This is a genomic window from Streptomyces sp. NPDC102278 (assembly GCF_044766345.1).
GTDB lineage: Bacteria > Actinomycetota > Actinomycetes > Streptomycetales > Streptomycetaceae > Streptomyces.
In genome coordinates, this window is the sequence record NZ_JBIWLV010000013.1 from 25,739 (window position 1) to 51,396 (window position 25,658).

Genomic DNA, 25,658 nt, shown 5'->3' on the forward strand with positions numbered 1-25,658 from the left:
TTCTGCCCACCGGACCTACCATCACACCGTGAAATCGACATCCCGCAGGGTGGGCGGCCACCGGCCCCGGGGCCTGCCGGCCCCGGAGCGGCGACTGCCGCACGCGGCGGGCGACCGCGTCACACGGTCTTGATCGCCGGGTCGGAGACGCCCGGGGCGCCCGTCTCGACGTGGCCCGCGAAGCGGCGCAGGAAGCCGGCGTCGGCGTCCGAGACGACCTTCACGTCGTACCAGCGGCCCGTGGCGCGCAGGTCGACCGAGTGGGTCACCGTCGCGCCGGGGTTGACCTTGAAGGTCTGCGGCGCGCCGCCGTAGGCGTTGGTCACGGCGAGGTTCACGGCGGCCGTGCCCGCGTTGGAGAGGGTCAGCGCGAGGTTGCCGGCGCTCGCGCCGTGGCGGGCCGTGACCTCGGGGCCGGCCTTCTTGGCCGGGCCCTTCCAGGTGCGCAGGAAGCCGTTCGGGCCCCAGACCGTGAGGTTGATCTGGTTCCCGGTGGAGGCGCTGGTGCTCCAGGTGTCCGAGAGGGTCTTGCCGGCCTCGACCGTGTAGGGCCACGGCCCGTCCGTGCGGTTGCCGGACGTGCTGTGGAAGTGGGCCCCCAGGGTCGGCCCGGAGGCGAAGGTCAGGGTGAACTTGCCGGTGGAGACGGTGGCCTTGCCGTCCACGTACGGCTGGTAGCCCAGGGCGCGCGTCGGCTTGGAGCCCGCCTCCTGCTTCGGCAGGGTGCCGGTGGCCGGCGGCACCGGGTGGTAGGACGGGTGGGCGTCGTGGTCCGGCGGGAGGTAGCCGGCCGTGGGCGGCAGGGCCGCCGGGGAGGCGTCCGCCTTGGTGAAGTCGAAGGCCGAGGTCAGGTCCCCGCAGACGGCGCGGCGCCACGGCGAGATGTTGGGCTCCCGCACCCCGAAGCGCTTCTCCATGAAGCGGATCACCGAGGTGTGGTCGAAGGTCTCGGAGCAGACGTAACCGCCCTTGCTCCACGGGGAGACGACGATCATGGGGACGCGGGGGCCCAGCCCGTAGGGGCCGGCGGCGTATCCCCCGCCGCCCGCGTAGAGGTCCTTCGTGACGTCCGCCGTGGACAGGCCCCAGGCGGCCGAGGTGGGCGGGTACGGGGGCACCACGTGGTCGAAGAAGCCGTCGTTCTCGTCGTAGGTGATGAAGAAGGCCGTCTTCGCCCACACCGCCGGGTCAGCGGTCAGCGCGTCGAGCACCTGGGAGATGTACCAGGCACCGAAGTTGACCGGCCAGTTCGGGTGCTCGCTGAAGGCCTCGGGCGCGGCGATCCAGGAGACCTGGGGCAGGGTGCCGTTCACCACGTCGGCGCGCAGCCGGTCGAAGTAGCCTTCGCCGGCCTTGGCGTCGGTGCCGGTGCGCGCCTTCTCGAACAGGGCGCTGCCGGGCTGGGCGTTGCGGTAGGAGTTGAAGTACAACAGCGAGTTGTCGCCGTAGTTGCCGCGGAAGGCGTCGCCGATCCAGCCCCAGTGGCCCGCGGCGTTCAGGCCGTCGCCGACGTCCTGGTAGACCTTCCAGGAGACCCCGGCCGCCTCCAGCCGCTCCGGGTAGGTCTTCCAGCCGTAGCCGGCTTCCTGGTTTCCGAGGACCGGTCCGCCGCCGGTGCCGTCGTTGCCCGTGTGGCCCGACCACAGGTAGTAGCGGTTCGGGTCGGTGGCTCCGATGAAGGAGCAGTGGTAGGCGTCGCAGACGGTGAACGCGTCGGCGAGGGCGTAGTGGAACGGGATGTCGTTCCGCGTCATGTACGACATGGTGGTGGCCGTCTTGGCCGGAACCCACTTGTCGTACTTGCCGTTGTTGTACGCCGCGTGGCCGCCGGCCCAGTCGTGGTTGAGGCCCTCGACGAACTGCATGCCCAGGTCGTCCACCTGCGGGTTGAAGGGGAGGACGTCCTTCGTCCCGTTCGACTGGTGGAAGACCGACTTCCCGTTGTCCTGGAGGACGGGGCGCGGGTCGCCGAAGCCGCGGACGCCCTTCATCGACCCGAAGTACTGGTCGAAGGAACGGTTCTCCTGCATGAGGACGACGATGTGCTCGATGTCCCGGATCGTTCCGGTGCCGCCCTGCGCCGGGATGGCGGCGGCCCGGGCGATGCTCTCGTTCAGCATCGTGGCGGCGGCCGTACCGCCCGCGATCTGCAAGAACCTGCGACGGTTGAGTTCAGCCATGGGGTGGGGTCCTCTGGGGGTGAGGGGAAGTCGAGGGGCGCCCCAAGGACAGCGGTCCCGGGGTACCGGACGGAGATCCCTGTCTGACCTTGTGCCGTACAGCGGGCGAACGGAAAGCCCTGTGGAAAGCCCTCCCGAAGCAGCCGTACATCTGCTGAAATGACCTCCCACACACTGCACGGGGGGCGCAGACGGATGGCGGGGACGGAGTTCGGGCATGCCCTCGGGCCCTCCCATGCCCTTCTCGGCCTGCCACTGGCTCCCTTGGTGGCACGGTACGGGGAACTCCTCGCCGTGCAACAGGGCCTCGGCTTACGACACTTGGGTGAGTTGCTGGTACCGCCCGACGGCCGGTTACGGGTGCTCGACGGGATCTTCACCGTCGAGGGACACGGACGGCGCCGCCACGTGGGCGCGGACGTGCTGGAGGCGCTGGCGGCCCGGCGGGCGGCCGGCACCGAGCCCGAGGCCGCCGCGCTGCTGCGCCGGCTCGCGCGGATCCAGCGGGCGGATCCCGCCGCCCTGCGCCGGATCCTGCTGTACCAGCTGACCCGGCTGCTGCACGAACACCCGCGGGGCGAGCATCCCGACACCGCGTGCGCGTACGGGGTGGACCCCGACGAGGCGCCGGCCCTGGTGCGAGCGGCCGCCGCCCGGGCCCGGCTGGGCGAGGGTCAACGTGCGGCCGCGGAGGCGCTGGAGGACCATTGGCGGGCGTCGCGGGTGCGGGCCGCCGCCCGACTCGCCGCCGCACTGCCCCCGGCCGGCCCGGACCGTGAACTGGCCCTGCGGATCGACGGGGTGACCCGCCGGGCCCGGGACGCCGACGCCCTCATCGACTCCGCTCGGCGCTGCGAGGAGCGGGGCGACCGGGAGCGGGCCGCGGCCCGGTACCTGGAGGCGGCCCGACTGACCGGCGACTGCCCGCGCGCCATCCGCGGCCTGGTGCGCGCCCACCGGTCGGACGGGGCCGCGTCGGCGCGGGACGGTACGGGAACGACGCCGGCGGCCGGGACCGCGCTGGAGGTCGGGCTCGTCGCGGGCGGCGTCGAGCTGCGGCGGACGGCGGCGCACGCGCCGGTGGCGACGGCGGATGACGGCGCCGGGCCCGCCGGGGACTGGGGGCGGGTGCTCCGGCTGACGCGCGGAGCGCCGGCGGGGGAACCCCTCACGCAACTGCCCGGATCCCCGCGCGGGGGCCGGCTGACGGATCCGTCGGCGCCGCTCGGCCGGGAGGTCCGCTACGTGGCGCTGCCGGCGGCGGGACCGCCCCTGATCTCCCCGGCGCTGCTGTACGCGCCCGAGGTCACGGGGCTTCGCTGCGAGGACGGGCCGGGCCGGATCGCGGCGTCCTGGTCGGTTCCGGCGGGAGCGGCGGGCGCCCGCGCCGAGCTGACCGGGCCCGACGGGAACACCCGCGAGCTGCGGGACGGCCGCGCCGAGGGGCTGGCCGTCGGCGACCACCTGGTGCGGGTACGGGCCCGCTACCGGCCGCCGGGGCTGCCCGAGGTCCTCTCCCCCGGCGTCGAGACCCGGGTCACCGTGCACCCGTGGCCCGCGCCGGTGCGCACCCTGACCGCCGACGCCCGCGAGCCGGGCGGGCTGTCCTTCGCCTGGACGGGGGGCGAGGGCGCCGACGTACGGCTCGTGGAGTGGCCCGGCGACGCCCCTGAGCCGGGGACGGCACTCGTCGCGGCGGCGCTGCCCGCGCCGCGTGACGGGAGCAGGCCGCCGGGCGGGGCTCCGGTGCGCGTCACGGCCGTCGCCGTGCTCGGGGAGCGGGCCCTGGCCGGGCCGAGCGTGCTCGTCGAGACGCCCGAGCCGGTGGCCGGCCTCGCCGTCCGGCGCACGCCCGGGGGCCGGGCCCGGGTCACCTTCGACTGGCCGGCCGACACGGGACAGGTGGTGGTCGTCGCCGAACAGGACGGCGGGCGTGCGGAGTTCCCCGTGGCGCGCAGCGTGTTCCTGCGCGAGGGCCTGCACCTCCCGGTCGGGCCGGGCGCCCTGCGGATCACCGCGTACGCCGCGCCGCGCCACGCCCGCTCGGTGGTCGCCGCACCGGACCCGGGCGAGCGGATCGAGCTGCCGGCCGACGTGTCGATCGCCTACCGGGTGCGGCCCGGCGCACGGCGCGGGCTGCGGCGCGGACCGGCCCGCCTGCTCCTGACCCTCTCGGCGCCGGGCGGGCGACCCGTCGGCGCGGAACTGCCCGAGTTCGTGCTGATCGCCCGGGGCGCCGGGGAACGCGACCCCGCCCGGCCGCGCGATCCGTCCGACGGCACGCCCGTGTGCCGGGTCGGCGGGGCCGAACTCGCCGCCTCCGGGACGGTGGAGCAGGACATCCACCTCGGGGCGCGGGGCCCCACGTACGCGTTGCGCGGTTTTCTCCTGGGCGGCGGCGCCGCCACCGTCCGGCTCGAAGAGCCTCCCCTCACCTCCCTGGTGGTCCGCTGACATGACGTCCGTCGTCTGCCCCTACTGCTTCGACCGGTCACCGGCGTCCCGGCTGGCCTTCCGCTGCCAGATGTCGGCCACCGGCGTACGCGGGGGGAGACCGTGCACCGCCGAACAGGACACGGTGTGGGCCGAGTTCGTCGGACCCGGCGTGGCGCCGGGCCGCGCGGCCCGCGGCCCGGTCTTCGAGGCGCCGCGCGACCTCGTCTCCCGGCTCGCCGGCGGCGGCGCCGGTTCCCGCGCGTTCCGCGGCCGACGCGGTTCGCGCGCGGACTGCCCGCACTGCGGGGTGTCCAGCTCGGTCCGGGTGTGCCTGCGCTGCCACAGCGACTTCCCCGGCGACTACTGCGACCAGGACACCCGGATCATCGCCCTGCTCGGCCCGAAGGCGTCCGGCAAGAGCACGTACGTGTCGGTGCTCGTGAACGAACTGCGCGGTCGCGTGGGTCGGGCGTACGGGGCCTCGCTCACCCCGATGGGCGGCGAGACGCAGCGCCGCGACCGGGACATGGCCGAGGACCTGTACGACCGGCTGCGGCTGCCCCAGGCCACCAGGCCGGTGGCGCTCGGCTTCAACGATCCGCTGCTCTACCGGCTGAGCCTGCCGCGGCCGCGCCGGATGCGCGCGGACGGCAGCCGGCACACGGCGCTGGTGTTCTTCGACGCGGCGGGCGAGGACCTCGCCGACGCCGAGGCGATGAACCGCTACACCAGCTACCTCGCGGCCGCCGACGGGATCATCGTGCTGGTCGACCCCCTGCAGAGTCGGGCCGTGCGCGACCGGCTGCCGATGGACGCGGGCACGGCGCTGCCCGCCCTGCACACGCCGCCACAGCAGATCGCCGCCGACCTCGCGGCGCAGTTGCGGGCGCACGGGCGGGGCAGCACGGGCGGCCGGGTCACCACGCCGGTGGCCGTCGCCGTCACCAAGACGGACTCCCTGCTCCCGCTGCTGGATCCGCGTTCGCCGTTGCTGCGCAATGGCGAGCACGCGGGCGGCGCGGTGGACGAGGACGACCGGCTGGCGGTGCACGAGGAGGTGCGGGACCTGTTGGAGGGCTGGGACTCGGGGGCGTTGACCCGGCAGTTGGACCGGGACTTCGCGCGGTTCTCGTTGTTCGGTCTGTCGGCGCTCGGCTCGCCGCCGCCCGCGCACGCGCCGGCGGACGCGCCGCGGTCGGGGCCGCAACCGTGGCGCGTGGAGGATCCGCTGCTGTGGCTGCTGGGACTGGGCGGCCTGCTGCCCCGGCGCGAGGGCGGGGCGCGGGGCCCGGACGGGGCGCGGGTCGGCGGGGCCTCGGGGCCGGGCGGGGCGCCGGGTGACAGGGCCTCGGGGCCGGGCGGGGCGTTCGGTGACGGGGCGTCCGGCGGGCCGGGCGGGGCGAGCGCCTCCGGCGGCGCGGCGCCGGCGGGCTCGTCGGGCCCGGCCGGCCCGGCCGGCTCGGAGGCGGGCGCGTGAACCTCGCACAGCTCCACTACACCTCCGCCCCGCCCGGACCCGACGGCTCCGGCTTCCGCTTCACCGCGGTCAGCCCGGGAGCGCCCGTGTCGCTGTTGCGGGAGGCGGAGCAGCTGATCGGGTACGAGCCGCCCCGGGACGCGCCCGACCGTCCGACCGACGAGCAACTGGCCTCGTTCCCAGAGGCCTTGAGCCTGAGCGTGCTGTCGGACGGCAGCCGGCTGCTGGCCCGCTCGGTGTACACGGGCGCGGACTACAGCGGCCGCTGGGGCAACTTCCACACCCACGCCGTGCACCTGCCGCAACCCGCCGATTCCGGGCCGGCCAGGGGCGCCCTGCCGATCACCTCCTGGGGTTCGCCGCAGTGGGCCTCGGACACCCCGCCCGGCGGGCCGCCCGCGCCGCTGGAGAAGGTCCCCGCGCCGGGCCGGTACGACGCGGCCGGGCTGGCGGAGTTCGTCGCCGCGCGAAGGCCCTGGCTGGCCGGCTTCTTCGCCGACGTGCGGCGGCTCGCGGAGGACCCCGCGGCCCCGCAGGTGGTGCTGGTGGAGCGGGACAGTACGGCCGTGGCCCGTTGGATCATGCTGGCCTGCAGCGTGCTGCCGCACCAGCGGGGACAGTGGCTGACCTTCACCACGTACACCCGGCGGCCCCTGCTCGCCCGGCACCGGATCATCGGCGTGCTGCCGGAGGACGGGGCCGGCCTGGGCGGGCAGGACCACCGGTACCGGCTGTACGACAGCACGCGCGCACCCGACGCGGACCCGCGACCGGGCGCGGACCCGGGCGCGGGCACCGGTTCCGACGCGGGCACCGGTTCGGGCGACGTGTGGGCCGACACCGCGGCCCGGGTGTGGCCGGCGGGACGCCACGAACTGTTCGCGGAGGTCCGCCGGTTGCCGCCCGGCCGGCCCTACGACGCGGGTCCACTGGCCGCGCTGGCCCTGGCCGCCGGGATCACCCTGGACTCGGCGGGCAGGACGGCGGCGGCCGAGTGGGCGGCGGACCACCGGACGGCGCTGGACGAGGGACGCCTGCACGCGCTGGCCGAGGCCCTGGCGCGGCCGGTCGGGGACCGCTCGCCCGCCGAGACCGCCGCCTGCGGGCGGCTGCTGGCGGCGCTGGACGGCCGGGGCCGGCCCGCCGCGTACGAGTCGCTGGTGGCGTTGGCCCTGACCGAGGCGGTCCGCGGCGCCGGCGCCCCGCCGCCGGTGGGCGCGCTGGGCGCGGCCACGCGCGGCCGGCTCGCGGCGGAACTGGGACCGCAGCTGCGGGCCGCCCTGGCCGACCCGGAGCGCGAGCCGGGCGAGCGGGCCGGACTGTTGCGGGTGGCCGCCGCGATCGGGGTGGACGCCACCGACCTGATGCCCGAGGTGGCACGGAAGCTGGCGTTGGCCCTGCTCGCGGAGCCGGAGCGGGCGTACGGGGAGGGCGCGCGGGCCGCGTTGACGGAGCTCCCCGCGCTGCGGCACCTGCTCCTCAACCGGCTGAACGCCTTCGCGGTGGGTGATCCGGCGGCGGGGGTGCGGGTGTTCGCCCGGACCGGGCTGCGCCTGCGGGCCGCGGATCCGGTGCAGTACCTGCACATGTGCGCGGCGGCCCCCGAGGTGCTGGGTGCGGCGACGGACCGGGTCGCGGCCCTGCACGCCTTGGTGGAGCGCAGCGGATCCACCGTCTACGCCGACCCGTTGGTACTGCGGACGGGGATGCGGCTGGTGTGGGAGGGGGAGCCGCCGAGCGCGGCCGAGGCCGCGCTGCTGCTGTCGACGACCGGGGCCGCGCCGCACGTGGAGGCCGGCACCTGCGGGACGCTCGCGCGGGCCGCGGTGCGGGCGCCGGCCGACGACGCGGCGGCGGCGGAACTCGCGCCGAAGCTGCTGGAGCAGTTCCGCACCGAGCTGCCCGAACCGCTGCGGCCCTCGCTGCTGCTGCTGGAGCTGGCCCGGAACCTGCGCGCGGGCACGGCCGGTCCCGGCTGGGTCCGGATGGCGCTGGACCTGCGCAGCCTGGACCCGGAACCGGGGCCGAGGGACCACGCGTACGCGGCGGTCGCGGCGCGGCTGCTCGGCGAGGACCGGACCGAGGGCGAGCTGCGGGCGCTGATCGAGAGCAACGACGTCGAGCTGCTGGCCGCGTACCGGCGGCTGGCGCGCGATCCGGCGGTGCTGAACCGGCTGCGGCGCTCCCCGCGCTACCTCGCGGACTGTTTCACCGCCTGGTCCTCCCAGCCGCAGGCGGGCCCGGTCTGGCAGGAGGCCCGTACGGACCTGCTCGACCGGGTGCTGCGGCCCGTCGTGCGGGGGTTGGGGCCCGCGGAGTCGGCCGCGGTCGAGGAGGAGCTGAACCGGCTGGGCGGCCGCTGGGCCGAGGAGTTCCGCGCCTGGCAGCGCCCCGGCGCGTTCGGCCGGCTGCGCGACCGGCTGAAGCCGTCCTCCCGGCGCCGGCCGCCGCCGCCCGATCCGGCCGGCCCGGCCCCGTCGTCCCCGCCCGACGCCCCCGCCCGCCCGGACGGCCCGGCGGGGGGCGACTGGGCGGGCGTCACCCCCCGGGCCGCGGGGTCGGCGGTACCGGCCCGGCCGAGCCGGCCGCCCGCGACGGGCGGGCCGGTGCGCCCCGGGGGGTCCGACGGCGACCCCGTGGACGGCGCCGCGGGGGGTGGTCCGGGGTGACGGATTCGATCCTGCGGGTCTTCCTCGTCGCGACCGGGGTGATCGGCGGCGCGGTGTGCCTCGGGTACGCGCTGTGGCAGTTCCTCGCCCTGGCGCTGCGCGACGCCGCGGCCGCCGCCTTCGGGCCGCGCACGCCCGGTGTCGCCGATGCCCGCCTCTTCACGGCCCCGGGTGACGAGCCCGCCAGGCCGGCCTACTGGGCCCGCCAGATGTGGCGGGACTCCCGGGCCGCCGGGAACGAGGCCGCGCTCACCGTCTGGTACCTCCTCGTCCGACACTGGCTCGGCATCGTGATCCGCGACCGGCTGCTCCAGGGCCGGCACGGCGGCACCGACGAGCTCGCCGACAGTGCCTTCGGCCGGCTCTTCTTCCGGCTGCTCGCGCCGGGCTACACCGTGGCCGCCGTTCTGTCGGCCGTGGTGTCCGGGGTGTTCCTGCTGGGCGTCGCCCTGGTCTTCGCCGTGCAGCTCGCCCTGGTCGCGCTCGTCGCCCTGTGCGGCGTACTGGCCGGGCGGGCCGCCGACACGGTGTGGCGGCTGACCCGGGGCATCCGGATGACCTGCCCCTACCCCGACTGCTACCGCCCGTTCCCGCTGGCCGTGCACGTGTGCCCGGACTGCCGGGCGGCCCACCGCGAACTGCGCCCGGGCCGGTTCGGCGCGCTGCGGCACGTCTGCCGGTGCGGCCGGGGGCTGCCCACGACCGCCCTGACCGGGCGCCGGAAGCTGGCCACCCGCTGCCCGTACTGCGACCAGTCGCTCCCGGCCGCGATCGGCACCACCCGCGTGGTCCACCTGCCGCTGGTGGGCGGTACCTCGGCGGGCAAGACGATGCTGATGGCGGCGATGCTCGACGGACTGCGGTCCTGGTCGTACGAGTCCGCCCTGACGGTGGAGTACGCCACGCCCGCCGACCGGCACGAGTCCCACACGCGCCTGGACGCGTCCGGCTGGGCCCTGAAGACCCAGGGCGGGCAGCCGCGCGCGCTGATGCTGCTGATCGGCCTCGGCCGCCGTCGCCGACTGCTGTACCTGTACGACCCGATGGGCGAGTCCCTGCGCGACGCCGACGTCGTCCGCCGCCAGGGGTACCTCGCCCACGCGGACGGCGTGGTCCTGGTCGCGGACGTGCTGGCCTCGCCGGTCGTGCGCCGCTCGCTGCGGGCGGGCGACGAGGAGCTGGCGGCGGCCGCCCGGCCCGCCGACCTGGGCCCGGTGGAGACGTACTCGGGGGTCACCGGGGAACTCCAGGGGCTCGGTGGCCGGCGCGCGAGGCTCGCGGTCGCGACGGTGGTGACCAAGCGGGACGTACTGGACTCGCTCACCTCGCTGCCGCCGCCGACGCCCCCAGTCGGGGCCTGGCTCCGGGCGATAGGCCTGGACGACCTGGTCAGCTCGCTCGGGCACGACTTCGCGGCCGCCCGGTACTGGGCGGTGAGTGCCCGCGCGGCAACGGGCGCGGGGGCGCTTGCGTCCGAGCAACGCCGGGCGGCGGAGCCGGTGTTGTGGCTGCTGTCCCGCACCGGGCTGCGCGTGGGCGCGCTCGCCGCGCGCGAGGGGGGAGGTGGAGCCGGGTGACGGTGACACCGCAGATCGTTCGGGGTCGGCGCCTGATGCTGGCCCTGCTCGGGGTGGCGGTCGCGGTGGCCGCGGCCGCCGCGATCGTGGTCCTTGTCGTTTGTCTCGATTGAGGTTCGAGGGAGGTATGTGGTGAGTGACATCCCCGGCGGGGCCATGGCGCACCGGCCCGTCCATTTCATCTGGCTGCTCGACTGCTCGTACTCGATGCAGGGTGAGAAGATCGGCCAGCTCAACTACGCCATCAGAGAGGCCGTTCCGGAGATGCGCGCGGTCGCGCAGGACAATCCGGCGGCCCAACTGATGCTGCGCACGATGACGTTCGCGACGACCGCCCGGTGGCACCACCAGGACCCGGTGCCCGTGGAGCAGTTCACCTGGCAGGACGTCCAGGTCGACGGGATGACCAACCTGGGTGAGGCGCTGCACCTGGCGGCGCGCGAGCTGGAGACGCCGCCGATGCCGCAGCGGGCCCTGAAGCCGGTGCTGGCGCTGGTGTCCGACGGGGTTCCCACGGACGACTGGAAGTCGGGGCTGCGGGCCGTCGACGCGACCCCGTGGGGGCGCAAGGCGGTCCGGGTGGCCATCGCGATCGGCGCGGACGCCGACCGTACGGTCCTCCAGGAGTTCCTGGGCAACCCCGAGCTCCAGCCGCTGGACGCGAACAGTCCCAAGCAGTTGGCCGCGGCGATCCGTTGGGCCTCCACGGCCGCGGTGAAGGCCGCCTCCCAGCCCATGGCGGGCCCGGGGGACGTGACGTTGGCCAAGCAGCCGCCGTTCGCCCCGCTGGTGCTGGACGACGACGAGGGCGACGTATGGTGAGCGACCCCGGGCCGCCGCCGGGGCCGCCGGCGGCCCCCGCACCGTACTGGGAGACGTTCCGCGAGAGCGTCCAGGGCGTGCACAAGGCGCGCAACCAGGACTACTGCGAGGTCGAGGGGACCGGCAGCGCGCACGAGCCGCTGATCATGGCGGTGGCCGACGGCCACGGCTCGGCGGTGCACGCGCGCAGCCACCAGGGTTCCCACTACGCGGTGGACCTCTTCGTCGCGGAGGCCCGGCGGTTCGGCCGGCTCGCCCACCCGCCGGGCGACGACCGTCCGCCGAGCCTGGCCTGGCTGATGCACTACGCGCAGCACACCTTCCCGCGCCAACTGGTGCACGCCTGGCGGGAGAAGGTACTGGGGCACTGGGAGCGGCACAGCACCCACGAGGAGCCCGGGGTGTCCGAGCAGGACAAGGTGCTGCTGTACGGGAGCACGTTCGTCGGCGCGGTCCTCACCCCCCGGGTGTTCGCCGCCTGGCAGCTCGGGGACGGCGAGCTGACGGTGATGTCCGACGCCGGATCGGTGAGCGTGCCCCTCGCGCCCGCCGAGGCCGATCTGGGGGACGAGACGGAGTCGCTGTGCACGCCGCGCGCCTGGCTGCGGGTCCGCACGCACTGGGATCCGGTGACCGAGCCGGCGCGGCTGCCCCTGCTGATCGCCTGCTCCACCGACGGGCTGTCCAAGAGCTTCACCGACGACCGGGGGTTCCGCCAGTTCATCGCGGGGCTGGAGGACCGGTTGGCGCAGGACGGGGCGTCCCGCGTGCGGGCCGTCCTGCCGGAGTGGCTCGGCAAGGCATCGCGGCATTCCGGGGACGACACCACGCTGGTGGCCGCCTGGTCTCCGGCCGCCCGTCCGGTGCCGCACCCGGCGCCGCACGACGTACCGACGCAAGCGCACGGGAGTGATCGATGAGCGGCATGCTCGACAGTGGAACGCTGCTGACCACGGACAGCGGCATCGGGTTGGAGGTCTTCGACCTGCTCGGCTCGGGCGGCCAGGGGGAGGTGTACCGGGTCCGGACGCCGGCCGGGGATCAGGCGTTGAAGTGGTACTACCCGTCCTGCGCGACCCCGGAACAGCAGGCCATCGTCCGTCAGTTGGTGGAACGGGACTTCGACGACGACCGGTTCCTGTGGCCCCGGGAGTTCGTGGCCGACCACCGGGGCGGCTTCGGCTACCTGATGGACATCCGGCCCGAACGGTTCAAGGGGCTGCCGCTGCTGTTCCGCCGGGCGCTGCGCACGACCCCCCGGGCCCTGCTCGTCGCCTGCCTGTACACCGTCGAGGCGTACCAGGCGCTGCACTCGCGCGGGATCGCGTACCGGGACATCTCCTGGGGGAACATCTTCTTCGACCCGCTGACGGGGGACGTGCTGGTCTGCGACAACGACAACGCGGTGGTGGAGGGGGACAGCACCGGCATCTCGGGAACCATGGAGTTCATGGCGCCCGAACTGGTCCGCGGCGACCCGGGGGCCCGACCGGGGACGCAGAGCGATCTGCACTCCCTGTCGGTGTTGCTGTTCATGCTGTTGATGAACCATCACCCGCTCAAGGGCAAGCTGGAGTTGGAGATCCGCTGCCTCGACGAGGCGGCCGAGCGCAGGCTGTACGGGAAGCGGCCGCTGTTCGTCTTCGATCCGCGGGACGGCGCCAACGCCCCGGACCCCGGGGAGCACGCGACGGTGCTCGCCACCTGGGCGGCGGCGCCTGCCTCCCTGCACGCCCTGTTCACCCGGAACTTCACGGTCGGTCTGATCGATCCGGCGGCCCGGGTCCGGGAGTCGGAGTGGCGTGACACGCTGCGGGCGGTGCTCGACTCGGTGGTGGTGTGCGCGCACTGCGGGCGCCAGAACATGACCGAGCCGCGGAGCGCCGTCGCGGGCGACTGCTGGAGCTGCGGGAGCGCGCTGCTGTCGCCGCCCCGGCTGGTGCTGACCACTCCCCCGCCGCGCACCGAGCACCACATCCTGCTGCACCGGGACTCGCGGGTGCAGGCGCACCACCTGGCGGCGGAGCCGTCCCGGCACGACTACGGGGACGGGACGCTGGTGGCGCTGCTGACCGAACACCCGCAGAAGCCGGGCCGGTTCGGGTTGGCGAACCGGTCGTCGGGGACCTGGACGGGAACCCGGGCCGACGGCGGGACGCAACAGATCGCCCCGGGGCAGACCGTTCCGCTGCGTTCCGGACTGGAGTTGGACTTCGGCGGGGCGCGGGCCGTCGTACGGGCGAGGTGAGCGGGGCCCGGGAGGTCAGCCGGCGAACAGCCGGGTGATCTCCTGGGCGAGGACCAGGCCGGTGCTGCCGGCGCCGAGTCCGAGGGTCACGGTCTCCAGGCAGCGGCGGACCAACCCGGGTTCGACGGTGCGCCGTTCGCGTGCGGCGCGGTCCAGTTCGGCGCGGAGGGTCTCGGCGGCGTCGATCCGGTCCTGGGGGGCGCCCTCGGACTTCAGCCAGAGGGCGAGTTCGCCGGCCAGTCGCAGGGTGCGGGCGGCGGTCTCGGGGTCCCCGATGTTGAGGGTGGCGTGGTCGCCGTAGACGGCGGGGCCGTTGATGTCCCCGTGGAAGCTGTACGTGCTCATGCGCCGGTCTCCTTCGGGTGCGGGCGGGACTTCGCCGGTCGGGACTTCGCCGGTCAGGGCTGGGCGGGTGCGGCGGGCGGCTGCCCGGGGCCGGCGCCGCCGGCGGGGACGTTGACGGTGCCGTGGGCGCCGAAGATGCTGGGTCCCTTGATCGGGCCCGCGAAGTTGTAGCTGTGGTGGTTGATGACCTGCTGCGCCTGGTCGAAGGAGCTGGTGTCGACGTTGTGGGCCTTCAGGAAGTGTTCAGTGGCCGTCAGGACACCCTGTTGGAGGCGTTGCGCGAAGTCCTGGGCGTCGGTGCGGTCCGAGTAGCGCCACTGCTCCCAGTCGGCGGCCCGCTGCCGGACGCTCGTGGACGCGCCGTAGTCGAACTCGACGTGGCGGCGGCCGATGTCCCGGCGCAGGTGTCCCATCCGCCACCGGTGGGCCGCCCACGCGTACGCGTGCCGCGCGAGCCGGGAGGGCGCGCCGAACAGCGCGGGGAGGAAGGTGCGGGTGCTGAAGGTGCCCAGCGTCCACCAGTGCCCGAAGGCGTCGAGCCGCAGCGTGCGCACCTCTTCGAAGCGCGGGTGGAGCGGTGGGATCAGGTAGACGCCCACCTCCCAGGTGAGGCTGGGGTGTTGGAGCCGGGCGCGCAGGTGCATGGACACGATGACCCGGCCGCCCTCGCCGACCCGTTCCAGGCACAGGTAGGTGCGCATGCCGCCGCCGGAGCGGACCAGGCCCGCCTGCACCATCTGTTTCGGGAGCACGGCGCGCGGCGGGTTGAGCCGGTCGGGGAGCAGTTCCTCGCCCGCGTGGCGCACCCGGGTGCCCAGCACGTAGAGCCGGTTGCGGGCGCGCAGGCCCTGGAGCCCGGCGATCTTGCCCATTTCGCGGGCCACGTAGGTGTGCAGGTCCACGACGTCGAAGGGGATGACGCTCAGCGTGCCGCCGGTGGGCGACGCGGCGGGGGTGCCGATGTCGATGGGTTGCCAGACCCTCTCCTGGAACGCGTCGCCGCTGCCGACGAACGGGTGCCTGAACTCGGCCTCCTCCTCGTACGGGACGACGTTGGTGCGCTCCTGCGCCCGCAGCCCCGCCTCCAGGTCCTTGTCGAGCGGCGGGGCGAGGGTGTCCGGCGGGTCGTCCGCCTCGACCACCCGCAGGGCCAGCGTCCGGGCCCGGTGTTCGAACAGGAGTACCAGGATCCAGGCCCCGCCCAGGGCCGCCACCAGGGCGTACAGGGCGAGGTCGGTCAGGGTCGCCATGTTCCGGACGAGGCCGTACACGAGCGAGACGGCCGCGCCCGCCCAGGCCGCGAGGAGCACGCTCAGCAGCGCGTCGCGGTGGTCGGACCTCCGGACGGCCAGCCGTACGTGTCGGGCGACCGCCACGAGGTCCACGCCGAGCGACGGGCCGAGCGCGGTGAGCCGGTCCTTGGTGAGCTCGTGGTCCGTGTCCCGGGCGTATGCCGCGTCGAGGTGGGCGGCGGCGCTCAGCCACCGGTTCGTCGCGTCGTCCCCGTACTGTGCGAGGGCGGGCAAGCCCTGACCCGTCACCATGTGACCTCCCCCGTGGCCGTCGCCCCACTGTACGTAAACGGGCTTGCCGTGTCGCGGAGTTGGCGGCGCTCGCTCGCACACGCCGGTGCCCGCGCCGTCACCGGGGTGTCGACACGGGCACGGGGTGTGGTGCGTCAGGACCCTTCGGGGGCCAGCCGCAGGGAGATGCTGTTGATGCAGTACCGCTGGTCGGTCGGGGTGGGGTACCCCTCGCCCTCGAAGACGTGGCCCAGGTGCGAGCCGCACTTCGCGCAGCGGACCTCGGTGCGGACCATGCCGTGCGTGGTGTCGGCGATCAGCTCGACCGCTTCGGTGTCCTTCGGGTCGAAGAAGGACGGCCAGCCGCAGTGCGACTCGAACTTCTCCGACGAGCGGAACAGCTCGGAGCCACAGCCCCGGCAGGAGTAGACGCCTTCCGTCTTGGTGTCGGTGTACTCACCGCGGAAGGCGGGCTCGGTGCCGGCGAGGCGCAGCACCTGGTACTCGGACGGGGTCAGCTCCGCCTGCCACTGCTCGTCCGTCTTCTCGACCTCGTACGCCATGACGTTCCCGCTCCCTCAGTTCGACAGCCGGGCGAGGATCTGGGGCCCCAGGTCCGTGACGTCGCCCGCGCCCATGGTGAGAACGAGATCACCGGGCTTCGCCATTCCCGCGATGACGTCGGCGACGGCTGCCTTGTCGTGCTCGGCGCTGACGTCGGCGCCCGCGGTGCGGGCCGCGGCGATGATCAGCTCGCTGGTGATGCCGGGGATCGGGTCCTCGCGGGCCGGGTAGATGTCCAGGACCACGGAGGCGTCGGCGAGGGCGAGGGCGCGGCCCATCTCCTTGCCGAGTTCCTGGGTGCGGGAGAAGAGGTGGGGCTGGAAGACCACCAGGATGCGGGAGTCCCCGGCGGCGCCGCGGATGGCCTCCAGGTCGGCGGTCATCTCCGTCGGGTGGTGCGCGTAGGAGTCGATGACCTGGACGCCGGCCTCCTCGCCCTTGAGCTGGAGCCGGCGCTTGACCCCGGTGTACTTGCCGAGGGCGGAGGCCAGGTTGTGCGCGGGGACGCCGAGCGCGACACCGGCGGCGAGGGCCGCGACGGCGTTGTGCGCGTAGTGGCGGCCGGGCACGGAGACGGTGAAGGTCAGCATCCGGCCGTCGATGACGACCGTGACCTCGCTGGTCAGGCCGCGCGGGGTGATCTTCGTGATCCGGACGTCGGCCTCGGGCTCCTCGCCGTAGGTGACGACGGTGAGACCGTCCCGGTCGGCGACCCGGCGGGCGATCTCGGCGGCGCCCTCCTGACCGTGGGCGATGACGAGGGTGCCACCGGGGACGATCTTGCCGACGAAGGTCTCGAAGGACTCGTGGATCTCCTCCATCGACGCGTAGTTCGCGTGGTGGTCGAGTTCCGCGTTCAGGATGATCGCGACCTGCGGGGTGTACTTGTGGAAGCTGCGGTCGCTCTCGTCCGCCTCGGCGACGAAGATGTCGCCCGCGCCGTGGTGGGCGTTGGAGCCGGGGGCGTCCAGGTCGCCGCCGATGGCGTACGAGGGGTCCAGGCCCAGGGCGGAGAGGGACACCGCGAGCATCGAGGTGGTGGTGGTCTTGCCGTGGGTGCCCGCGACGGCGATCGCGCGCGGGCCGTCCATCAGGCCGGCGAGGGCGTCGGAGCGGTGCACGACGGGGATGCCCAGTTCGGCGGCGCGGACCAGCTCCGGGTTGTCGGCCCGGATGGCGCTGGAGACGACCACGCAGGTGGAGTCGTCGGCGAGGTGCTCGGCGGCGTGCCCGATGTGGACCGTGGCGCCGTGGGCGCGCAGCGCCCGGGCGGTCTCGGAGTCACGGGAGTCGCTTCCGGCCACCTCGGCGCCGCGCTGGGCGAGGATCTTCGCGATGCCGGACATGCCGGCGCCGCCGATGCCGATGAAGTGGGGCCGTTCCATGGCGGTCGGCAGGCCGGGCTTCATTCAGGTCGCTCCAGGAATCGAGTACGAGAGGTGAACCGGGCCCAGCCTATTCGTTGTGGGCGAAGAGCTTGAGCACCGGAACGCCGACCTTGTGCCGTGCGCGGGAGGCCCAGTCCCGGTGGAAGAACTCCTCGACGAAGTGCGGCGCGGTCAAGACGATCACCTCGTCGGCGTTCGTCTCCTCCACGACGGCCTTCAGCTTGTCCAGGGGGTGGGCCCCGATGATCTGTCCGGTGGCGTTGGCGCCCTTCTGGCGCAGGGCGTTCAGGGAGTGCGCCAGGGCCTGCGCGGCGGGACCGCGGGCGGCCTCCCCCTCGGGTTCCTCGCCCTCGTGGACGGCCTCGGGCAGTTCACCGAGCGCGACGTCGTCGATGGCGCGGAGCAGTCGGTCCTGGTCGCCCCGGGGTTGCATGAGGACGACGAAGGAGACCTGGTCGTCTCCGTGCAGGGTGGTGACGAAGTCCACGTCCACCGTGGTCAGCGGCTGCTCGATCATCAATACGCTCGTGAACACGGACGCCCTCTCCTTCATGGGCCGAGGCCGGTCGAGCCGGCCCCTGCGGAAACCATCCTGCCCCGCTGTCACACGGGGCCGCGCAGGTAGTGTGCCCAGCGGAAGCTAAGCGGAACGATAAATTCCGCCCCTTGTCAGATCCGACGGTAACTGGTGAAGAGGAACCCGGCCTCTTCCAGTACGCACGCGGGCGCGAGCCGGTGCGGAACCGTGACGGAAGGCCCTCCGGAGATCCGCTGGGCGTCCCCCGCGGTCAGCGTCGGGGAGATCGTCAGGCACAGCTCGTCCAGCACGTCGGCGGCCACGAACTGGCCCAGCAGCCTCGGCCCGCCCTCGGTCAGCTGGCGGCGCAGCCCCCGGTCCGCGAGTTCCCGTACCGCCCGGGCGGGGTCCACGGCCGACCCGTCACCCGCCACCACCACCTCGGCCCCGGAGCGGGTGGCCTCCGCGACCCGCTCCGCGGGCGCCCCGGCGCCGGTCAGCACCAGCGTGGGCACCAGGGGGGAGGTGAAGAGCGGCAGCGAGAAGTCCAGGTCCATGGACGCGGTGATCACGGCGATCGCGGCGGCCGGGCCCTGGCCGGCGGCGCTGCGGCGGGCCGCGAACGCCTCGCGGGCGCGCGCGGGCCGGTACCCCTCCTGCCGAACCGTTTCCGCGCCCACGACCACCACATCGGCCAGGGCCCGCAGGGTGCCGAAGATCCGCATGTCGGTCTCGCCCGAGATGGGCTGCGAGCGGCCGTCGTGCTGGGCGGCCCCGTCCAGGGTGGAGACCATGTTGGCCCGCAGCCAGTGGGCGCCGGCGTCGAGCGCGGGGTACGCGTACGCCTCCGCGAGCTCGTCGAACGACCATTCGCGGTCGCTCCGGGCTGCCGGTGTCTGATCGGTCACAGGGAACAGGCGTCGCATCGGTGCAGTGTGGCACGCCCCGTAGAGTTAAGGGCTGTGTCCACCTCTGTCTCGACCTCTGGTTCCGCCGCCGGGCAGCCGCCGATAGCCGATGGGGGCCCCCAGGCGCTGTGCGCCCGCGCCCCGCACGTGCCCGCCGAGCGGCTCGTCGCCGAGATGGTGCCGCCGCCGCGCTTCGACTCGGTGCGTTTCGAGACGTACGACCCGGACCCCACGCAGCCGAGCCAGTCCGAGGCCGTCACCGTCCTCGCCGGTTTCGCGGCCGGGCTGGGCGGTGCCCACGCGAGCGGCTCCGGCAAGCGTCGCTGGTTCGCGAAGAAGCCCGCCGCGCCCGCCGCCCCGCGCGGGGTGTACCTCGACGGCGGCTACGGGGTCGGCAAGACCCACCTGCTCGCCTCCCTGTGGCACGCGACCCCCGCGGAACCCGCGCTGAAGGCCTTCGGCACCTTCGTGGAGCTGACCAACCTGGTCGGCGCCCTCGGCTTCCAGCAGACCGTGCGGACGCTGGGCGGTCACCGGCTCCTGTGCATCGACGAGTTCGAGCTCGACGACCCGGGCGACACCGTGCTGGTGTCCTCGCTGCTGAGCCGGCTGGTGGAACAGGGCGTGGCACTGGCCGCCACCTCCAACACGCTGCCCGGCAAGCTCGGCGAGGGCCGGTTCGCCGCCGCCGACTTCCTGCGGGAGATCCAGGGCCTGTCCTCGCACTTCCGGCCGCTGCGCATCGACGGTCAGGACTACCGGCACCGGGGCCTGCCCGAGGCGCCCGCGCCGTTCTCGGACGAGCAGGTGACCAAGGCCGCGTACGCGACCCCGGGCGCGAGCCTGGACGACTTCCCCGGACTCCTGGAGCACCTGGCGAAGGTGCACCCGAGCCGCTACGGGGCGCTCACGGACGGGGTGTCGGCGGTCTGCCTGACCGATGTCGGCCCGATCCCCGACCAGTCGACGGCCCTGCGCCTGGTCGTCCTGGCCGACCGGCTGTACGACCGGGAGATCCCGGTACTGGCCTCGGGACTGCCCTTCGACCGGCTGTTCAGTGAAGAAATGCTCAACGGCGGCTATCGGAAGAAGTACTTCCGGGCCATATCCCGGCTCACCGCCCTGGCGCGCGACGCGAAGCCACTGGTGGCCCAGTAGGTTGGGGAACGCCGGGCCCCGCCCCGTGGGGATCCGTCCGCGGATCCCCGTGCGGGTCGGCCCGGTCGTTGTCACCTCTGCGAAGGGATCCACCATGGCCACCACGCGTACCGCCCACACCGACTGGCAGGGCAGCCTCCTCAAGGGCGCCGGCGTCGTCACCCTCGACTCCTCCGGTCAGGGCTCGTTCGACGTCTCCTGGCCCTCGCGCGCCGAGGCCGCGAACGGCAAGACCAGCCCGGAGGAGCTGATCGCCGCCGCGCACTCCAGCTGCTACTCCATGGCGCTCTCGCACGGCCTGGACGGCGCGGGCACTCCCCCCACCCGGGTGGAGACCAAGGCCGATGTGACGTTCCAGCCTGGTGAGGGCATCACCGGCATCCACCTGACGGTGCGCGCCGAGGTCCCGGGTCTGGACGCCGAGGCCTTCGCCGCCGCTGCCGAGGACGCCAAGAAGAACTGCCCGGTGAGCCAGGCCCTGACGGGTACGACGATCACCCTCTCCGCCGAGCTGATCTGATCTGATCTGATCTGATCTGATCTGATCTGATCTGATCTGATTCCCGGCGCCCCGGGGCGCGGCCCGACCGGGCCGCCCCCGGCTCCCTCCGGCCCGGCGCACCACCACCGATGCCGGTGGCCGGGGTGCGGCGTGGACATCGGCGGACGGCGGCGGGCGCCCGGTGGGGTGACGCCCCGCCGGCCGGAGCCGCGTCGGGCGGGTGCGGGGCGGGGCCCGTGGTAACACGGCCCGGTCACGTCTTCGCCGCCACCGCCGGGAGTTGCCGATGTCCGTCACCCGCCGCAGCCTGCTCACCGCCGGCGGCATCGGCATCGCCTTCAGCGGATCCCTCGGCGCGCTGTTCGCCGGAGCCGCCGGGGCGGACCCGGTGACCCGGGGGTACGGGCCGCTGGTGCCCGACCCCCACGGGCTGCTCGACCTGCCCGCCGGATTCTCCTACCGGGTCCTCTCGCGCGCCGGCGAACCCCTCCGCTCCGGCGAGGGCCCCGTCCCCGCGAACTGCGACGGCATGGCCGCGTTCGCCGCGGGCCCCGGCGGAGCCGTCCGCCTCGTGCGCAACCACGAGAACCGGACCACCGCCGCGCTCCGGGTCCCCGCCGTCGAAGGGCTGACCTACGATCCCCGGGCGCTCGGCGGTTGCACCGTCCTGGAACTCGACCGCGCCGGCCGGGTGAGCGCCGAACGCGTCGCCCTCGCCGGCACCGCCGTCAACTGCGCGGGGGGCCGCACCCCCTGGAACACCTGGCTCAGCTGTGAGGAGACCGAGGACCGGGCCGGCACCTCCGGGTACACCGAGGACCACGGGTTCGTCTTCGAGGTGGACCCCGCCGACCCGCTCCGCTCGGGCGCGGTCCCCCTGACCGCCCTGGGCCGCTTCGCGCACGAGGCCGTCGCCGTGGACCCGTACACCGGGGTGGTCTACGAGACCGAGGACGCCTTCGTCCGGCCCTTCGGACTCTTCTACCGCTTCCGCCCCGCCCGCCCCCTCGGCGGCCTCGGGTCCCTGCGGGCCGGCGGGACGCTGGAGGCGCTGCGGGTCCGCGGGCTCCCGGACCTGGCCGTGGTGGACGAGCCCGGGGCCGAGTTCCCGGTCGAGTGGGTGCCCGTACCGGATCCCTCGGCGGCCGACACCCCGATCCGCCTCCAGGACTTCGGCCGGGGCGGGATCACCCACGCCCAGAAGCTGGAGGGCTGCTACTGGGGCGGCAGCGGCGTCCACTTCGTCTCCAGCTACGCCCGCGCCGGGGAGGGCGCCGGCGCCGATCACCACGGGCAGGTCTGGTTCTACGACCCGCTGCGGGCCCGGCTCCGGCTCGACGTGCTCTTCGGGCCGGCCTCCGACGTGGAACTGCCCGGGGACTCCCCCGACAACATCTGCCTGGCGCCGGACGGCGGCCTGATGGTGTGCGAGGACGGTGGCGGCGCCCAGTACGTCTTCGGCGTGACCTTCGCCGGGGAGGTCTACCCGATGGCCCGCAACGCCGACGACATCGGGGGGCCCGGGGCCCCCGCGTGGGGGGAGTTCGCCGGGGTCACCTTCTCGCCCGACCGGCGGACGATGTACGTCAACGCCTATGCCCCGGGGACCACGTTCGCGGTGACCGGCCCCTGGCACTGAGCCCGCGACCTCGCATCGCGAGCGCGTTCGATGTGTTGCACCATCGGACGGAGCCGACGCGATTGGGGTAGAGGTGGCCAGGAAGCGCAGCACGCCCGAAGCCGAGGACGAGAACGGGACCGGGGCCGGCGCCAAGGAGAAGGGGAAGGGGAAGGGGAATAAGGAGAAGCGCGGGCACGGGCGCGGGGACGACGCGAGGGCGCGGAGCGTCCCGCCGCTGCGGGAGGTGCTGCGGGTCCCCGCGGGCGAGCGGCTCGACCTGCGCCGCTTCGACCCCTCCGGTACCCCGGGCGGTCCCGCCGGCAAGGCGGCCGGACGGGAGGCGATCGCCCGGATGGGCGAGCCGCTGGCCTCCCTTCAGGAACGGCTGTACGCGGCGTCCACCGCCGGGGACCGTCGGCGGGTGCTGCTCGTGCTCCAGGGCATGGACACCAGCGGCAAGGGCGGCACGGTCAAACACGTGATCGGTCAGTTCAACCCGTCGGGCTGCCGGATCAGGTCGTTCAAGGCGCCGACTCCCGAGGAGCAGAACCACCCGTTCCTGTGGCGGATCATGAAGGCTCTCCCGCAACCGGGCGAGATCGGCATCTTCGACCGCTCGCACTACGAGGACGTCCTGATCGCCCGGGTCCACGAACTCGTGCCGCGCAGTCGGCTGGGCCGCCGATACGCCCAGATCAACCGGTTCGAGCAGTCCCTGGTGGAGGACGGGGTGACCGTGGTGAAGGTGTTCCTCCACCTCGGCTACGAGGAACAGCGCGAGCGGCTCCTGGCGCGTCTCGACGATCCGGACAAGCACTGGAAGTTCAGCCGGGACGACATCGAGGAGCGCCTCCTGTGGCGCGAGTACCGGCACGCCTACGAGCTGGCCCTGGAGCGTTGCTCCACCGACGCCGCGCCGTGGTTCGTCGTCCCCGCCGACCGCAAGTGGTACCGCGACTGGGCGATCAGCACCCTGCTGCTGGAGCACCTGGAGGGCCTGGCGCCCCGGTACCCGAAGGGTGACTTCGACGTGGACGAGTGCCGCAAACGACTACTTGCCACATAGTCATATATTTTGCTCATGTGACCATTTCAGTCTCAGTGCGCAACGTCGCGGCCGTGACCGCCCTGGGTGCCGCCCTCGCAGGATGCGGGGGCGGCACCGGCACGTCGAAGTCCGGCGGCGAGGCCCGTATGGGCACCCACGCGGCGACGACCCCCGCCTCCCCCTCCGCCTCCCCCGGCCTCCCGGGCTCCTCGTCGGCCCCGCGGCCCGGCGCGCCCGGCAAGGCCCCGACCATCGCCCCCGGCCCGAACGGCCTGACCCCGGTCTTCGAACGGGCGAAGCGGCAGGCCGACAAGACGGTGGCGTTGACGTTCGACGCCGACATGACCTCCGACCAGGGGCCGCGCGCCGCTTCGGGGGAACGGTTCGACAACCCCGAGCTGATCTCCACCCTGCGCACCCTCAAGGTGCCCTCGACGATCTTCATGACGGGACGCTGGGCCGAGGAGTACCCGGACCAGGCGAAGTCGATCGGCACCGACCCGAACTTCGAGATCGCGAACCACTCGTACAGCCACCACGCCTTCAAGTCCCCCTGCTACGGACTGCCCACGCTCGACGGCGCCGCCGCCCGGGCCGACGTGGACCGGGCCTTCGCCGCCTTCCGCACGGCGGGCGCCGTCAACACCGTCCCGTACTTCCGCTTCCCCGGCGGCTGTTACGACGACCAGGCGCTGCGGGCCATCGCCACGGCCAAGGTGACCGCCGTCCAGTGGGACGTGGTCAGCGGGGACGCCTTCGCCAAGGACCCCGACGCGGTGGCCGAGCAGGTGCTCGCCGGGGTCAAGCCCGGCTCGGTGGTGGTCATGCACTGCACGCGCAGCGCGGCACCGGTCACCGAGGAGGCCATCCACACGATCGTCCCGGAGCTGCGCAAACGCGGCTACCGGTTCGTGAAGGTGTCCGAGCTCATCGGGAAGTGAGCGGAACACGAGCCGGCTGCGGACGCGGGACCCGGCGCGCGGCCCGGGTCCGGGATCCCGGTTCGGGGTCCCGGTCCGGGGTCCCGCTCTCGGGTCCCGGTCCGGGGTCAGCCCGAGCAGGCGCTGCGCTGCGCCTCCTGCCACTCGCACACCGGGCACAGCACCACGCCCGGGGTCGCGACCCCGTACTCGGTGGGCTCGCCGCACTCCAGGCAGTCCGCGTAGGGCGGCCCGGCCACCACGACGGACTCGGCGGGCGCGGCCGGGGCGGGGCAGTACGAGGTCTCCTGCTGGGGCTGGTCCATGCCTTCGAGCGTACTCAGGCGCGCCGCGCGGCGACACGGCAGGCCACCGGCGGGCCGCCACTCGGGCACGCCGACGTCACGACTTCGGTTCCAGCAACTCCGCCATGCTCTTCTGCACGGTCCCGCTGGGAGCGTGGGCCAGCCCGTATCTGTCCGTCATCCGACGCAGCTCCGCAGGGGTCGGCCGACTCTTCTGGGCGTCCTCGGGCCCGATCATGGCCACCAGGTCCGATCCGAAGGGGGATTCGGATCCGGGTTCGTTCAGCACCCACCAGAGTGTGACGTAGTGCGGAGCCCTGGTGTTCTCCAGGACGGCGTTGCTGTGCGTGATGTGGGACCGGAAGCGGAAGGTGTTGACCCCCTTTTCGGCGACCCACGGCGGCGCCACCGCATCGGATCCGTACTCGTACGTCCTGGTCCAGGAACTCCGACCCGATCTCGCGTAGTTGTCGACGATCTTGGCCCGGTCCTTTCTCAGGTACGTCACGTTCGCGGTGGCGCTCATCAACTCGTAACTCGCTCCGGCCGGGAACTGGACGATCTTCTCCGTCACCGATTCCGAGCCCGGCTCCAGTACGTGCACCGGCCCCGCCCGGCCGATGAACTGGCCCTGCGCCAAGAGTTCGTACCCCTTGTTCCTGACATTCGTGTACCGCATGAGGTCCCGCTGCAGACTTCCGATGTCCTGGAGCCACTCCCGCGCTTTCCTCGGGGTCGACACGAAGGACGTCTTGCGCCCGCTCACCTGGTACAGGGAGCCGAGCACGTACACACCCACCTGACCCGTGTTCCGGGTCCGCAGGCGCACCGGCAGGCTGACGCCGGCGCCGGTCACTGTCGCCGTACCGAACTCCACGGAGTTCGTGAGCATGGCCGTCGAGGTGTAGGGCTGGTAGATCTGCGTGTACGTGAAGTTGGCGACGGCGAGGACGCCGGTGACGGCCACGCCCGCCGCGATGCCCCGGGCGTGGGGAACGTGGCTCCAGATCTCGATGCGGTGCAGCCGCCACAGGGCCCAGAGGGACCAGGGCAGGAGCAGGGCCCAGAGCCACAGGTAGTGCGTGTAGCTCCAGCCGTCGATCTGGAGGATGAGCAGGACCAGGTTCGCCAGCAGGGACACCAGGACACCCACGAGGACGAGCGCGGCGCAATACTTCGCCGTGCCGTGTCGCCGGAGGTTGATCAGGGCGACGAGGGCCGTCACCTCCAGGATCGCCGCCGCCAGGAAGACGACACCGTTGATCCTTCCCACGTACGTCAGCGCGTTCGAGACGTCCGCCGACCCGAACACGCCCAGTTCGATCGCGGTCGCGCACAGGCCGGCAGCGAGCAGGACCCATCGCACGGTACTTCTGAACGTTCCCATCCCCGCAGACTGGCCGATGCGGCCGGAGCGCCCTGTGCGCCGGTCCGTTCCGTCCGGGTGATT

At 73.8% G+C, this 25,658-nt stretch carries 21 protein-coding genes; 12 read left to right on the forward strand and 9 right to left on the reverse strand.

From position 1 onward, the window contains the following. Positions 1 to 119: 119 nt before the first annotated feature. Positions 120 to 2,180, reverse strand: coding sequence for a phosphocholine-specific phospholipase C (locus ACIRO3_RS27235; protein WP_404141240.1), 2,061 nt, complete (start codon positions 2,178 to 2,180; stop codon positions 120 to 122). A gap of 159 nt (positions 2,181 to 2,339) precedes the next feature. Here ACIRO3_RS27235 and ACIRO3_RS27240 point away from each other — a divergent pair, with 159 nt between their 5' ends. From ACIRO3_RS27240 to ACIRO3_RS27270, 7 genes are all read left to right on the forward strand, one after another. Further along, on the forward strand, positions 2,340 to 4,634 hold the full coding sequence (locus ACIRO3_RS27240; RefSeq protein WP_404141242.1) for a hypothetical protein: 2,295 nt from the start codon (positions 2,340 to 2,342) through the stop codon (positions 4,632 to 4,634). A gap of 1 nt (position 4,635) precedes the next feature. Then, positions 4,636 to 6,093: a hypothetical protein gene (locus ACIRO3_RS27245; RefSeq protein WP_404141243.1), complete on the forward strand. Its 1,458-nt coding sequence runs from the start codon at positions 4,636 to 4,638 to the stop codon at positions 6,091 to 6,093. Next, positions 6,090 to 8,762: a GTPase-associated protein 1-related protein gene (locus ACIRO3_RS27250; protein ID WP_404141245.1), complete on the forward strand. Its 2,673-nt coding sequence runs from the start codon at positions 6,090 to 6,092 to the stop codon at positions 8,760 to 8,762. The genes ACIRO3_RS27245 and ACIRO3_RS27250 overlap by 4 nt, the downstream gene beginning before the upstream one ends. Further along, complete coding sequence (locus tag ACIRO3_RS27255) at positions 8,759 to 10,339, forward strand: hypothetical protein (RefSeq protein WP_404141247.1); 1,581 nt, start codon at positions 8,759 to 8,761, stop codon at positions 10,337 to 10,339. The genes ACIRO3_RS27250 and ACIRO3_RS27255 overlap by 4 nt, the downstream gene beginning before the upstream one ends. A 156-nt stretch (positions 10,340 to 10,495) precedes the next feature. Next, on the forward strand, positions 10,496 to 11,161 hold the full coding sequence (locus ACIRO3_RS27260) for a tellurium resistance protein (RefSeq protein ID WP_361774821.1): 666 nt from the start codon (positions 10,496 to 10,498) through the stop codon (positions 11,159 to 11,161). Beyond that, a complete protein-coding gene (locus ACIRO3_RS27265) occupies positions 11,155 to 12,081 on the forward strand; it encodes a protein phosphatase 2C domain-containing protein (RefSeq protein WP_361774534.1) in 927 nt (308 codons plus the stop codon). Before ACIRO3_RS27260 ends, ACIRO3_RS27265 begins: the two co-directional genes overlap by 7 nt. Then, positions 12,078 to 13,409, forward strand: a complete 1,332-nt coding sequence (locus ACIRO3_RS27270) for a protein kinase (RefSeq protein WP_404141249.1) — start codon at positions 12,078 to 12,080, stop codon at positions 13,407 to 13,409. The genes ACIRO3_RS27265 and ACIRO3_RS27270 overlap by 4 nt, the downstream gene beginning before the upstream one ends. Positions 13,410 to 13,424: 15 nt before the next feature. On the opposite strand, the gene ACIRO3_RS27275 is transcribed toward ACIRO3_RS27270, so the two are convergent. The 6 genes from ACIRO3_RS27275 to ACIRO3_RS27300 all read right to left on the reverse strand — a co-directional run bounded on the left by ACIRO3_RS27275 (position 13,425) and on the right by ACIRO3_RS27300 (position 18,672). Next, positions 13,425 to 13,754 (reverse strand): hypothetical protein, encoded by a 330-nt coding sequence (locus tag ACIRO3_RS27275; RefSeq protein WP_404141251.1) that lies wholly within the window; start codon positions 13,752 to 13,754, stop codon positions 13,425 to 13,427. Positions 13,755 to 13,807: 53 nt separating this feature from the next. After that, positions 13,808 to 15,298 carry a hypothetical protein gene (locus tag ACIRO3_RS27280; protein ID WP_404141253.1) on the reverse strand — a complete coding sequence of 497 codons (1,491 nt, stop codon included), beginning with the start codon at positions 15,296 to 15,298 and terminating at the stop codon, positions 13,808 to 13,810. A gap of 134 nt (positions 15,299 to 15,432) precedes the next feature. After that, positions 15,433 to 15,840, reverse strand: coding sequence for a peptide-methionine (R)-S-oxide reductase MsrB (msrB, locus tag ACIRO3_RS27285; protein WP_365999687.1), 408 nt, complete (start codon positions 15,838 to 15,840; stop codon positions 15,433 to 15,435). 15 nt (positions 15,841 to 15,855) lie between these two features. Continuing rightward, positions 15,856 to 17,250 (reverse strand): UDP-N-acetylmuramate--L-alanine ligase, encoded by a 1,395-nt coding sequence (gene murC, locus ACIRO3_RS27290; RefSeq protein WP_365999688.1) that lies wholly within the window; start codon positions 17,248 to 17,250, stop codon positions 15,856 to 15,858. A 46-nt stretch (positions 17,251 to 17,296) separates the two neighbouring features. Further along, a complete protein-coding gene (locus ACIRO3_RS27295) occupies positions 17,297 to 17,764 on the reverse strand; it encodes an indole-3-glycerol phosphate synthase (RefSeq protein WP_361774552.1) in 468 nt (155 codons plus the stop codon). Positions 17,765 to 17,898: 134 nt separating this feature from the next. Next, complete coding sequence (locus ACIRO3_RS27300; protein ID WP_404141256.1) at positions 17,899 to 18,672, reverse strand: pyrimidine reductase family protein; 774 nt, start codon at positions 18,670 to 18,672, stop codon at positions 17,899 to 17,901. A gap of 84 nt (positions 18,673 to 18,756) precedes the next feature. On the opposite strand from ACIRO3_RS27300, the gene zapE reads away from it, so the two are divergent. The 5 genes from zapE to ACIRO3_RS27325 all read left to right on the forward strand — a co-directional run bounded on the left by zapE (position 18,757) and on the right by ACIRO3_RS27325 (position 23,924). Beyond that, positions 18,757 to 19,812, forward strand: coding sequence for a cell division protein ZapE (zapE, locus tag ACIRO3_RS27305; protein WP_404141431.1), 1,056 nt, complete (start codon positions 18,757 to 18,759; stop codon positions 19,810 to 19,812). A 94-nt stretch (positions 19,813 to 19,906) separates the two neighbouring features. Beyond that, positions 19,907 to 20,332 (forward strand): OsmC family peroxiredoxin, encoded by a 426-nt coding sequence (locus ACIRO3_RS27310; protein WP_365999691.1) that lies wholly within the window; start codon positions 19,907 to 19,909, stop codon positions 20,330 to 20,332. A 268-nt stretch (positions 20,333 to 20,600) separates the two neighbouring features. Beyond that, on the forward strand, positions 20,601 to 21,953 hold the full coding sequence (locus ACIRO3_RS27315; protein ID WP_404141258.1) for an alkaline phosphatase PhoX: 1,353 nt from the start codon (positions 20,601 to 20,603) through the stop codon (positions 21,951 to 21,953). A gap of 73 nt (positions 21,954 to 22,026) precedes the next feature. Then, on the forward strand, positions 22,027 to 23,001 hold the full coding sequence (locus tag ACIRO3_RS27320) for a PPK2 family polyphosphate kinase (protein WP_404141260.1): 975 nt from the start codon (positions 22,027 to 22,029) through the stop codon (positions 22,999 to 23,001). Positions 23,002 to 23,024: 23 nt separating this feature from the next. Continuing rightward, the gene (locus ACIRO3_RS27325) at positions 23,025 to 23,924 is read left to right on the forward strand and encodes a polysaccharide deacetylase family protein (RefSeq protein WP_404141433.1); all 900 of its coding nucleotides are present in this window, start codon (positions 23,025 to 23,027) and stop codon (positions 23,922 to 23,924) included. Between the two features lie 107 nt (positions 23,925 to 24,031). Here the strand turns inward: ACIRO3_RS27325 and ACIRO3_RS27330 are convergent, their stop codons facing one another. Together ACIRO3_RS27330 and ACIRO3_RS27335 are read right to left on the reverse strand one after the other, a co-directional pair. Next, positions 24,032 to 24,229, reverse strand: a complete 198-nt coding sequence (locus tag ACIRO3_RS27330) for a hypothetical protein (protein ID WP_404141262.1) — start codon at positions 24,227 to 24,229, stop codon at positions 24,032 to 24,034. 76 nt (positions 24,230 to 24,305) lie between these two features. After that, positions 24,306 to 25,595 carry a hypothetical protein gene (locus ACIRO3_RS27335; RefSeq protein WP_404141264.1) on the reverse strand — a complete coding sequence of 430 codons (1,290 nt, stop codon included), beginning with the start codon at positions 25,593 to 25,595 and terminating at the stop codon, positions 24,306 to 24,308. Between the last annotated feature and the right edge of the window lie 63 nt (positions 25,596 to 25,658).

Excerpts from the sequence above, each read along its gene's own strand:
- ACIRO3_RS27275 (WP_404141251.1), bottom strand. The coding sequence starts at position 13,754 with ATGAGCACGTACAGCTTCCACGGGGACATCAACGGCCCCGCCGTCTAC.
- ACIRO3_RS27240 (WP_404141242.1), top strand. The coding sequence starts at position 2,340 with ATGACCTCCCACACACTGCACGGGGGGCGCAGACGGATGGCGGGGACG.
- ACIRO3_RS27300 (WP_404141256.1), bottom strand. The coding sequence starts at position 18,672 with ATGCGACGCCTGTTCCCTGTGACCGATCAGACACCGGCAGCCCGGAGC.
- ACIRO3_RS27315 (WP_404141258.1), top strand. The coding sequence starts at position 20,601 with ATGTCCGTCACCCGCCGCAGCCTGCTCACCGCCGGCGGCATCGGCATC.
- msrB (WP_365999687.1), bottom strand. The coding sequence starts at position 15,840 with ATGGCGTACGAGGTCGAGAAGACGGACGAGCAGTGGCAGGCGGAGCTG.
- ACIRO3_RS27335 (WP_404141264.1), bottom strand. The coding sequence starts at position 25,595 with ATGGGAACGTTCAGAAGTACCGTGCGATGGGTCCTGCTCGCTGCCGGC.
- ACIRO3_RS27330 (WP_404141262.1), bottom strand. The coding sequence starts at position 24,229 with ATGGACCAGCCCCAGCAGGAGACCTCGTACTGCCCCGCCCCGGCCGCG.
- ACIRO3_RS27235 (WP_404141240.1), bottom strand. The coding sequence starts at position 2,180 with ATGGCTGAACTCAACCGTCGCAGGTTCTTGCAGATCGCGGGCGGTACG.
- murC (WP_365999688.1), bottom strand. The coding sequence starts at position 17,250 with ATGAAGCCCGGCCTGCCGACCGCCATGGAACGGCCCCACTTCATCGGC.
- ACIRO3_RS27260 (WP_361774821.1), top strand. The coding sequence starts at position 10,496 with ATGGCGCACCGGCCCGTCCATTTCATCTGGCTGCTCGACTGCTCGTAC.
- ACIRO3_RS27310 (WP_365999691.1), top strand. The coding sequence starts at position 19,907 with ATGGCCACCACGCGTACCGCCCACACCGACTGGCAGGGCAGCCTCCTC.
- ACIRO3_RS27245 (WP_404141243.1), top strand. The coding sequence starts at position 4,636 with ATGACGTCCGTCGTCTGCCCCTACTGCTTCGACCGGTCACCGGCGTCC.
- ACIRO3_RS27280 (WP_404141253.1), bottom strand. The coding sequence starts at position 15,298 with ATGGTGACGGGTCAGGGCTTGCCCGCCCTCGCACAGTACGGGGACGAC.
- ACIRO3_RS27265 (WP_361774534.1), top strand. The coding sequence starts at position 11,155 with ATGGTGAGCGACCCCGGGCCGCCGCCGGGGCCGCCGGCGGCCCCCGCA.
- ACIRO3_RS27270 (WP_404141249.1), top strand. The coding sequence starts at position 12,078 with ATGAGCGGCATGCTCGACAGTGGAACGCTGCTGACCACGGACAGCGGC.